Origin of the sequence: Salinivibrio sp. MA427, assembly GCF_001996115.1 — a bacterium.
Lineage (GTDB): Bacteria > Pseudomonadota > Gammaproteobacteria > Enterobacterales > Vibrionaceae > Salinivibrio > Salinivibrio costicola.
This window is the reverse complement of the sequence record NZ_MUFH01000378.1, coordinates 1-2,073: the sequence shown is the minus strand read 5'-3', so window position 1 is coordinate 2,073 and position 2,073 is coordinate 1. Positions and strand designations below refer to the sequence as shown.

Here is a 2,073-nt window from a genome sequence, read left to right as displayed (position 1 = left end):
CTCTTACGGTGATGTGAAAGTAGACAACGCGACGGTGGTGAAACCCGATGTCATGGCGTCCAACGGCGTCATTCACGTGATTGATACCGTGATCATGCCGTAGTATTAATTCGGTTATCAACAAACTTCGCAATGATCAGAAAAGGCCTGCTCGAGAGCAGGCCTTTTGTATGGCTAGACATGGGGCTGACTCGTGGTGAGTTATGCCGCTTGGTCTGTGTCTTTTTTCTGAAATTTACCCAATAAAGCATGATAGAAGTCATGATCAGACAAGGTACCGAGCAATTCACCATTTTCTACCAGCAATACAGGCGTATTGGTGTTATAGCGAATTTCAATCGCGTCACGCATCTCAATATCGGGTGAGGCCACAACAATGGTGTTATCGCCAACTTGTGAGAAATCGAGCGTGTCTTTGTCCCACTCAACCACACGCAATGGTTGATCGCCTGCGGTTGCAGAGAAAGTGCCATCTTGCTCAGCCGTGACCCAGATTTCACGTCGATCACAGATTTTCCAACGATTCTCAACGCGCGTTAAGTTATCAGCCGTTTTCATCATTGAGCGTCCTTTTAAGACATTCAATGGGTTAGTATGAGCCACAAAGTCACGGACGTAGTCAGTTTCTGGACGTAATACAATGTCTTCCGGCTTGCCATGCTGAATCAATTGGCCCGATTCCATAATCGCAATGTTGTTACCAATCTTCAACGCTTCATCCAAGTCGTGACTGACGAACAGAATGGTTTTATTGAGTTTTTTCTGTATTTCTAACAGCTCATCTTGCAACTGGGCTCGGATCAGTGGGTCAAGCGCAGAGAAAGGCTCATCCATCAGCAATATATCGCTGTCCATGGCAAAGGCCCTTGCTAAACCAACACGCTGCTGCATACCACCAGACAGTTCATGAGGATATTGGTTAGCCCACTCATCTAGACCAACGAGCTCCAATTTCTCAAGCGCTTGCTTGCGGCGCTCTTTCTTGCTGATCCCCTTCATTTCCAAGCCAAACGCCACATTGTCGACAACCGTCATCCAAGGCATCAAGGCAAATTTTTGGAACACCATAGAAGCACGACTGGTGCGCAAGTGACGCAATGTCTGCGAATCAACAGTCGCCATATCGACCATTTGATCGCCGTCGCGGACTTCGAGGCTACCACGACTAATAGGGTTTAAGCCGTTAACTGCACGGAGTAAGCTCGATTTACCTGAGCCTGAAAGGCCCATGAGCACACAGATTTCGCCTTCTTTAACATTGAGCGATACATTATCGACACCGACAACTTGTCCAGTTTGTTCAATAATTTCTGACCGAGAAAGGCCTTTATCCAACAGATCAAGTGCTGGCTGTACGTTATCGCCAAACACGACATCTAAATTTTTAATTGCGATTGCGTCCATGGTTACCTCTTATTCGTTGCCTTGGTTGGGTGCTTTACACAAGCGGTCAAGAATGATGGCGACCAATACAATCGCAAGACCCGCTTCAAACCCTTGAGAAATATTCACTGTATTCAGTGCACGGACAACCGGTTTACCCAGGCCATCAGCCCCCACCAGCGCAGCAATAACCACCATCGACAGCGACAACATAATACACTGAGTCACACCTGTCATAATGCTTGGCAATGCCGCCGGCAATTCCACTTTAAACAACAACTTCATACGAGTGGCACCAAATGCACGTCCCGCTTCGACCAATTCTTCAGGCACCCGCGTGATCCCTAGATAGGTCAAGCGGATTGGCGATGCGATAGCAAAGATAATGGTCGAAATAAGACCCGGAACAATCCCTAAACCAAACAACACCAGCGTTGGGATGAGATACACAAACGGTGGTACGGTTTGCATTAAATCGAGCAATGGCCGCATAAAGGTGTATACCAAAGGCCGGTGCGCCGCCATTATCCCCAGCGGTATGCCAATTAATACGGAAATCGTTGTCGCGGCAAAAACCAGAACAAAGGTTTCCAGCATCTCTTGCCAGTAGCCCAGGTTGAGGATCAACAAGAGCGCACTCACAACAAAGATCACGATAGAAATTCGACGTTGCAGGTACCAAGCAAGGGC

Annotated in this window: 3 protein-coding genes; 1 reads left to right on the top strand and 2 read right to left on the bottom strand. The window is 47.7% G+C overall.

Going from position 1 to position 2,073, the window contains the following annotated elements:
- Positions 1-103 (top strand): fasciclin domain-containing protein (locus BZG79_RS14695; protein ID WP_199877967.1); only part of this gene is annotated, 103 nt, incomplete at its 5' end.
- Between the two features lie 98 nt (positions 104-201).
- Here the strand turns inward: BZG79_RS14695 and choV are convergent.
- Both choV and BZG79_RS14685 read right to left on the bottom strand, forming a co-directional pair.
- Positions 202-1,404 carry a choline ABC transporter ATP-binding protein gene (gene choV, locus BZG79_RS14690; protein WP_077774774.1) on the bottom strand — a complete coding sequence of 401 codons (1,203 nt, stop codon included), beginning with the start codon at positions 1,402-1,404 and terminating at the stop codon, positions 202-204.
- Positions 1,405-1,413: 9 nt separating this feature from the next.
- On the bottom strand, positions 1,414-2,073 hold a 660-nt coding region (locus BZG79_RS14685), incomplete at its 5' end, for an ABC transporter permease subunit (protein ID WP_108743314.1).

Bases quoted from the DNA above. Each gene is read 5' to 3' on its own strand.
- choV (WP_077774774.1), bottom strand. From the start codon at position 1,404: ATGGACGCAATCGCAATTAAAAATTTAGATGTCGTGTTTGGCGATAAC.